The organism is Leifsonia sp. CL147 (assembly GCF_900114565.1).
Classification (GTDB): domain Bacteria; phylum Actinomycetota; class Actinomycetes; order Actinomycetales; family Microbacteriaceae; genus Leifsonia.
On record NZ_FOTM01000031.1, the window covers coordinates 1 to 5,936 of the forward strand.

Below are 5,936 nucleotides of genomic sequence, written 5' to 3' on the forward strand. Positions count from 1 at the left end.
GCGCATGCGGCACCGTGAGCCCCGCACAATGGCCTACTTCGAACGGCGCCGCGCGGAGCAACTCACCGACCGCGACATCATGCGTTGCCTGAAACGACACGTCGCGAACGAGGTTTATGCCGCCCTGCTCAACCCCGCCACCGACAACCCGGTCGGACGCGAACTCCGGGCACGCCGACAGGCGATCGGCACACCGATCAGTGTCCTCGCCGCAACGCTCGGCGTCCCCTACCAGCGGCTACGACGACTCGAGATCGGCACCCGCGCCGACCCCGAACTCGAACAACGCGCGAACCTCGCGCTCGCTCAACTCGAAACACCGCAGGCCGCTTGACAGCAATAGGAGCATCCACGTCCCGGGACTTGACCGCGATGAGTGACGAGGTGGCTCTGGCGAGGGTGCTGGAGTTGGAGGATGTCATCGGTCGACTCCAACGCGTCAAGGACGCGGTGGGCGGGTTCGGAATAGATGCATACCGCGATGCGGGTGGCGGCCTGTGGGCGGGGCAGAAGCGCAACCGTTTCATGGAGGGTTTCGAGGCGGCCAAGTCGAGTCATTCACGGATTGGTGACCAGATCGGTGAGGCCATCGGTGAGTGCAAGAGAAAGCAGCGAAGTCTGGCGTTCTCGATCAACGCAATCGAGCATCCCGCGCTCTCTGCTCAGGCGATCGCGATAGCGCTGACCTGAACGGGTCAGCGGAGAGACGGGAGGTCAGGGATGGCTAAGAGAAGTATTCAGGAAGGCTTTCACGAGGAGACCCGCAAGGTTTCGGTGCTCACTACTCACGTCGCGGGCACGAAGGACGGGTGGGACAGAGGAGAACCGTTGAAGGTTTCCGGGGCGAAGACAGTCTCGGAGATTTACGCGGATCTGTCGGCTCTGATTGCGCTCTATGGCAGCTTGGCGGCAAACGACGCTGCCGAGTTCGACCAGTTCGGCGTGAATATCGAGGTGCAGGATCGCGAGGACGCGAAGCGATGAGTGTGGTCGAGTTTTCCGCTGACGCGTGGCAGGCGTCGTCGCCAGGGTTGCAGAAGGGGCTTGCTCGTCGGATCACGGCGGTGAGTGAGTTGTTGCAGGGGTTCGATGCTCTTGCGGCGTCGGACAAGGTCACCGGTCAGGGTGCTGATGCGATGCGCGCGTATATCGGTGAGGTTCATCTGCCGATCCTGCAGTCGCTCTTGATCAGCTTGTCCACGTTCCAGACCGCTATCGGTGTGTATTGGAACGGATACGCCCAGGTTGATTCCGATGGGAACTTCCGGCTTGTGAACGACGAGTACGGGACGCATCTGGCTCGGCTCGATCGGGGGATGGAGCAATTGCGCGGTTTCAGCGTCCAGTTGCGGCAGATCGCAGGGGACGCATCCCATCTGGTGTCGTTGGGTGGGGCTGGGGCGGTCGCGGCTGAGCAGGCAGTGAACGAACTGCAGGGGATGCATTCGATCGTGAAGGGGCAGAAGGAGACGTGGGAGGCGTATGAGGCCTCCGATCCCGGATTCGCGCAGGTCAGGAGTCTGATTGCGGAGCTGGGTCGCATCGTGAAGAACGTCGGCGCCCTCACCGTGGGGCAGGGCCGCTCGTACACCGCGGGAAGTTTCACCCTTACCCTGCAACAGTTGGGGCCGCTTACCTCGGGGATGGTTGAGTACTGCCAGCAGAACCAGAAGGTCGCCTCGGACGGCTGGAGAGACATGTTCTCCAAGCTCGTCAAGGATGTGGAGGCGGCGGACAAGGCTCGGCGGGAGCAGGCGGGGTGGGACCTGATCTGGGACGGGCTGCAGATCGTTGCCGGCGCGGTGATCACCGTCATCGGGCTCGGGCTGACGCCGTTCACCGGCGGGTTCTCCCTCGGCCTGACCCTCTTGGGCGGATCCCTCCTGATCGGCGGGATCAACAGCGCCATCAACCACGTCTCGATCGCGACCACGGGCAATGAGCTGAACCTGGTGGGCATGGCCGGGAAGGCGGTCAGTGATTGGTGGGACGCGAATGCGGTGAAGCCGGCTGCTGATTCTGGGTGGTGGTCGTTGCAGTTCCTGGCCGGTGTCGGGTCGGGGGTCATACACACCATCAGCGACGCCGGACAGTTGAATGTGCACGAGGCGGGGATGGCGCTGACGGTGCTGGTCACCGATCCGCGTGCGCTGGCGGAACTCTGGAACCAGATCACAACCACCGTTGGCCAGGTCGCCGGGTTCAACCCGTCGGTGATCGGACAACTCGCCGGGGCGTTGCTTCCCGGAGCTGCGGCTCTGAAAGCAGCCCGGGCGGCAGGGCTGGTCGGCGAGGCTGGCGAACTCGCCGGCGTGGGAAAGCCCATCAAGACCCTCCCCGTGCCGGTGCCGTCGCCCAACGAGCTCCAAGACCTGAAGAGCGCGTTGATAGACGCAACCCGCGGGAAGCAACTACCTGGGTACGACCCCACAGGTGGACTCGGCTGGGACCGGTTCCTAGATACGTACCTGAACGGCTTCGACGATAAGGGACGACCGCAATGGAACTGGCCCGACGACCCACCCCACACGAACGGCTTTACCAATGGGATATCCAAACCGTCTGACCTCGTTCCCGGAGACACGCTCGAACGCATCACGTTCAAAGGAAAAGACGGTGAACCTGTTGATGGGAGTTTCGCGGCTCCTCCCGGAACGGCCTTTGACCAGTTGTCGCTGCCGCCCGATCGCCTCGGAGGCAACACGACCGTAGTGCGCTACGAAATCCTGAAGCCCCTGCCCGACAATGTGCGCATGGGGGAGATCGCCCCGGGATTCGGGCAACCAGGTCTCGGCACTCAGTATCATTTCCCGGTCGGTATCCAGAAACTCATCGAGCAAGGCTATTTGAAGGAGATTTCATGAACCACGAGCAATATGTACAAAAAATGTCGGAAATCGGGTACTCGCGAGAGGACGCGGAGGACCTGATTTGGCTCTCGAAGGACTCATCCGATTTGGTCTTACGAACCTTCAACTTCGTGCCAACGGCCGAGGGACTCTATGAAATCTGGATCTCAGGGGACAGGGACGATTTCTTTCGAGTTTCTGGACCGAATGGTGAGGAGTTCCTTGGAACGTTGAGTGACGCTTACGAGTACGTCTTTGAGCGGAAACGCAAGTGGCGAGAGAAGCAGGCTCGTGCGCAGCAACAGCCTGAGTGAATCGTCTGAGCTTCGTACAACTGTGGCGCATCGTGTGTGAGGGGGTGGCGGTTGGCAGTTCGTCGGCGGTGCACTCTCTGGCGTCGGAAGTGCCCTGACTGGGGCGGCGCAGCTGAACGTGGAAGAAATCGGGATCGCCGTTACCGCGATGATCGCCCACCCTGGCGCCTGGGCGGCAGGGCTCTGGCAACAAGTGACAGCCACGGTCCGTCAGATAGCTGACGGGAATGCGTACGTGGACGGACAACTCGCCGGAGAAATAGCCAGCGTACTCATCCCCGGCATGGCCGCCACCAAGATCGCACGGGCAGGCAGCCTCCTGAAAACGGCAGGCGAACTCGGACCCGTCACACGTCTCACCGCTGCCCAGCAGACTCTAGTGGACCAACTCATCAACGCCGGAGTCAAGGTCAGCTCCGAGAAGATCGTCACTATCATCAAGACGCCGGAAGGAAGGATCGTCTGGCTCGAAGAAGGCATGACCAAGGAGATGGCGGCACCGGGAGGCGCGTCCGGTCTTGCTCACATCATTGAGGACCATGGTGGGCAGTTCACGCAGAAGGGGATCAGCGAAGCTGAGATTCCTGAGGTCCTCACCAAGGCGATACAGACTGGAAAGGTCATCCGCTACCAAGCTAAGGAGCCCGAACCCGCGGCCGGTTTACGAATTCGAGTACGAGGGAAAGATCCTCAGGCTTTCAATCACAATCGGAAGCAACAGCTACATCGTAGGAGCGAATTTCGCATAATGAACGACTTCATCATTACCCTCCCCGTGCTCGAACCTGATCTGCCCCCTTGCGTCGACATCCACTACGAATGGACGCAATTCGCTGTGTGGTTGTCTGGAAAGTACGGCGTGGGCAACCCAGTGGAAGGTCACGAGATCGGCCTCAGCTCGGAGCTTGTCCATGATCTTCTGGTTTGGACAGACGCCGCGGATGCTCTGTTCAACGCGGATGATCCGCCAAACGGTTTATTACCTGCGAACTTCTACGAGGATGGATTTGAGTTGGCCAAGCGGGTGCGGGCGGAGCTTCCTGCGGAGTGGATCGTCACGGCGTACCACCCGGTTTCCCGAACCAGGGTGGTACTTCCACTGCGCGATTAACTTGAGCCAGCTGACGGGACGTTCCTGAAACGCAGAAGTGCTGGCGCTCGCCCCGATGAAATTAGCTTGGGGATGGTTTCGGGTTGGCGAAGCGCTTTTCGGCGGAGCTTCCTCTTACGAATTTGAATACAAGGGCAAGCTTTTGAGGCTTGCCATCACAATCGGCGACAATGGCTACATCGTAGGAGCGAACCCCGCATAATGAGCGAATTGCACTCCCTGTTCTCGAACCTGCCGAGCCACCGCGCGTCGATATCCACTACGAGTGGAGGCAATATGCCGTGTGGTTGTCTGGAAAATACGGCTATGACAACGTGGATGGACACGAGATTGGCCTCAGCCCGGAGGTAGTTCGCGACCTGTTTGATTGGACAGAACGGGGGGATGCTGACTTCAACGCCGAGTACCCGCCCGATAGTGTTCATACTCCGAATTTTCTTGAGGATGCTGTCGAGTTGGCGCAGCGCGTTCGGGCTGAACTTCCTCCTGAGTGGATTGTCACCGTGCTCGATCCGATATCCCGCACCCGTGTCGTGCTTCAGTTGAACGGCTGACGCCTGGAAGCGAGACGATCAGGACCAGCCGCGTCAACATCCCGATCTCCGATTCGTCGGGATTGAGGATTCCGTCCGGAAACGAGGTCAGCGGCGAATGACTGGCAGGAACTGCGCCTCGCGATCGTCGTATGGATCGAGAGGAAGTATCGCCGGCAGCGAGCCCAGGACGCTCTCGGCGGCTTGACGCCGATCGAGTTCGAAGCGAAGTTAACCGAACAGCCGCTCTCCCTCGCGACCAAACTACACCTGTCACCGATCCCTACTTCACGCCCGTCGCCGGGGTGATGCTGTATCGAACAGGACGAGCCGTGTGGCGGCGAGTGCAGCGGCCGCGTTGATCGTCCCGGCCCGGCCCGGCCCGGCGCGGCTGACATCATCGACGCCGAGGACGGGTCGCGGCGGGCGATAGGTGTGGGTTACACCCACTCCCAGAGCTTTGCCGGGCGACCGGTTGCGCCGGTGACGACGGCGTCCGCGCGGCGCAGCGACCGGTTCTCGGAGAACGATCGCGTCAGTGACGTGCGCCGGGGGCGACCCCGGTCAGCTCCTGGGCAAGCTTCACAGCCTCGGACGTCGTGAACCGGTCACCGAGCAGGGCTCGGGTCAGGGCCTCGTCGGCGAACAAACGTGGGGCGAGCTGGTCTCGGGCCGCGGCGATGATCGTTCCGTGATCGAAGGGGAGTCCCTCCGGAGACTGCTGCCAGGCGAGGTTCCCGGCCTCACGAGCGATGACCGCGATGGACGGTGATTTCGCGGCTCCCCCGGGAACGCGATTTGATCAACTCTCCCTGCTGTCAACGGCCACCAGAAATTGCCCATCGGCGGCCAGCAGAAGTGCCCGCTGGTGGCCAGTGGAAGTGCCCGTTCGCGGCCAGGAGTTCTGCCCATCGGGTTGTGGTGGCCCTGGCCGCGTGAGCGGTCTCGGTTAGGGCATGGGGGTCACCCCCGTGCCGGCGAGGGCTTGGGCGAGGCGGACGGACTCGCCGGTGGTCTGCGTGAGGTGGGCGTGGTGGAGGAGCCGGTCGACGGTCGCGGTCGCGAGGGTCTTGGGCATGAGCTCGTCGAACCCGGAGGGGTGCAGGTTCGAGCTGATCGCGATCGATCG

7 protein-coding genes and 2 pseudogenes are annotated in these 5,936 nt (G+C 61.7%); 8 read left to right on the plus strand and 1 reads right to left on the minus strand.

All coding sequences use genetic code 11. The features are described 5' to 3' along the window. The 8 genes and pseudogenes from BM287_RS17290 to BM287_RS18165 form a co-directional block, all read left to right on the plus strand. Positions 1-334: pseudogene (locus tag BM287_RS17290) on the plus strand (hypothetical protein); the annotation flags it as partial. 38 nt (positions 335-372) lie between these two features. Then, the gene (locus BM287_RS17295) at positions 373-690 is read left to right on the plus strand and encodes a hypothetical protein (protein ID WP_090042264.1); all 318 of its coding nucleotides are present in this window, start codon (positions 373-375) and stop codon (positions 688-690) included. A gap of 30 nt (positions 691-720) precedes the next feature. After that, entirely contained in the window at positions 721-984 is a 264-nt protein-coding gene (locus BM287_RS17300) for a hypothetical protein (protein WP_090042266.1), read from the plus strand. Continuing rightward, on the plus strand, positions 981-2,864 hold the full coding sequence (locus tag BM287_RS17305; protein WP_090042268.1) for a glycohydrolase toxin TNT-related protein: 1,884 nt from the start codon (positions 981-983) through the stop codon (positions 2,862-2,864). The genes BM287_RS17300 and BM287_RS17305 overlap by 4 nt, the downstream gene beginning before the upstream one ends. Continuing rightward, positions 2,861-3,163: a hypothetical protein gene (locus BM287_RS17310; RefSeq protein WP_090042270.1), complete on the plus strand. Its 303-nt coding sequence runs from the start codon at positions 2,861-2,863 to the stop codon at positions 3,161-3,163. The genes BM287_RS17305 and BM287_RS17310 overlap by 4 nt, the downstream gene beginning before the upstream one ends. A gap of 118 nt (positions 3,164-3,281) precedes the next feature. Further along, complete coding sequence (locus BM287_RS17935; RefSeq protein WP_090042272.1) at positions 3,282-4,274, plus strand: hypothetical protein; 993 nt, start codon at positions 3,282-3,284, stop codon at positions 4,272-4,274. Positions 4,275-4,555: 281 nt separating this feature from the next. Then, positions 4,556-4,828 (plus strand): hypothetical protein, encoded by a 273-nt coding sequence (locus BM287_RS17710; RefSeq protein ID WP_139230731.1) that lies wholly within the window; start codon positions 4,556-4,558, stop codon positions 4,826-4,828. A 108-nt stretch (positions 4,829-4,936) separates the two neighbouring features. Next, a pseudogene (locus BM287_RS18165) lies at positions 4,937-5,116 on the plus strand (hypothetical protein); the annotation flags it as partial. Positions 5,117-5,756: 640 nt separating this feature from the next. Here the strand turns inward: BM287_RS18165 and BM287_RS17320 are convergent. Further along, a partial coding sequence (locus BM287_RS17320; RefSeq protein ID WP_170857614.1) for an ATP-binding protein occupies positions 5,757-5,936 on the minus strand: 180 nt, incomplete at its 5' end.

Bases quoted from the DNA above. Each gene is read 5' to 3' on its own strand.
- BM287_RS17295 (WP_090042264.1), top strand. From the start codon at position 373: ATGAGTGACGAGGTGGCTCTGGCGAGGGTGCTGGAGTTGGAGGATGTC.
- BM287_RS17300 (WP_090042266.1), top strand. From the start codon at position 721: ATGGCTAAGAGAAGTATTCAGGAAGGCTTTCACGAGGAGACCCGCAAG.
- BM287_RS17305 (WP_090042268.1), top strand. From the start codon at position 981: ATGAGTGTGGTCGAGTTTTCCGCTGACGCGTGGCAGGCGTCGTCGCCA.
- BM287_RS17310 (WP_090042270.1), top strand. From the start codon at position 2,861: ATGAACCACGAGCAATATGTACAAAAAATGTCGGAAATCGGGTACTCG.